The organism is Psychrobacter sp. FME6, from assembly GCF_014861365.1.
Classification (GTDB): Bacteria; Pseudomonadota; Gammaproteobacteria; order Pseudomonadales; family Moraxellaceae; genus Psychrobacter.
In genome coordinates this window covers 1-1,282 of sequence record NZ_RRYW01000200.1, presented here as the reverse complement: position 1 = coordinate 1,282, position 1,282 = coordinate 1, and the positions used below count along the sequence as shown (strand labels likewise).

The 1,282-nt window shown below is 48.9% G+C and carries 1 protein-coding gene; it reads right to left on the bottom strand.

Features of this window, described 5'->3' with window-relative positions; translation table 11 throughout:
* Window positions 1-70 precede the first annotated feature (70 nt).
* Window positions 71-1,261, bottom strand: a complete 1,191-nt coding sequence (tuf, locus tag EI162_RS14205) for an elongation factor Tu (RefSeq protein WP_192524947.1) — start codon at window positions 1,259-1,261, stop codon at window positions 71-73.
* Window positions 1,262-1,282: the final 21 nt, after the last annotated feature.

Sequence of the window (1,282 nt, the reverse complement as noted above, 5' to 3'; positions counted from 1 at the left end):
AAAAAAAGCCACCCTCTCTCGAGAATGGCTTTTTAGCTAACTATTTAACGTCTAAGAGTAGAGGTTAAAATTAGTTGCTTACGTTAGCAACAACACCAGCACCTACCGTACGGCCGCCTTCACGAATAGCGAAGCGAAGACCTTTGTCCATAGCGATTGGGTGGATAAGCTCTACGCCCATCTCAACGTTATCACCAGGCATAACCATTTCAGTACCGTCTTGTAATTGGATTGCGCCAGTTACGTCAGTGGTACGGAAGTAGAACTGTGGACGATAGCCGTTTAGGAATGGTGTGTGACGACCACCCTCTTCTTTGCTTAGTACGTATACTTCTGCGTCGAATTTGGTATGCGGAGTGATTGAACCTGGCTTAGCAAGTACTTGGCCACGTTGTACGTCTTCACGCTTAGTACCACGTAGTAGTACGCCACAGTTTTCGCCTGCACGACCTTCGTCAAGCAGTTTACGGAACATCTCTACACCAGTACAGGTGGTTTTTTGAGTGTCTTTGATGCCGACGATTTCGATTTCGTCACCAACTTTAACGATACCAGACTCAACACGACCAGTTACAACGGTACCACGGCCTGAGATTGAGAATACGTCTTCGATTGGCATTAAGAATGCTTTGTCGATGTCACGCTCTGGCTCTGGGATGTAGGTGTCTAGGATGTCTAGTAGTTCTACGACGGCTGGTTGGCCGTATGGACCTTCGTCGCCTTTAAGGGCTTGGGTCGCTGAACCTTTTACGATTGGGGTGTCGTCGCCTGGGAAGTCATAGTCGTTCAATAATTCACGAACTTCCATTTCTACTAGCTCAAGCAGTTCTTCGTCATCAACAAGGTCGCATTTGTTCATGAAGACGATGATGTACGGTACGCCAACCTGACGTGATAGCAGGATGTGCTCACGAGTTTGTGGCATTGGGCCGTCAGTCGCTGATACGACTAGGATTGCGCCGTCCATTTGGGCAGCACCGGTGATCATGTTTTTAACATAATCGGCGTGACCTGGGCAATCAACGTGGGCGTAGTGACGAGTGTCTGTGTCATATTCTACGTGTGAGGTGTTGATGGTGATGCCACGGGCTTTTTCTTCAGGGGCGCTGTCAATGGCTGCGTAGTCTTTGGCTTCGCCACCTGATTTGATTGCTGCTACGGTTGCGATAGCGGCGGTTAGGGTTGTTTTACCGTGGTCAACGTGTCCGATGGTGCCGACGTTGACGTGTGGCTTGTTGCGTTCAAACTTGGCCTTTGCCATGGGTATTTCCTCTTTTTTTGG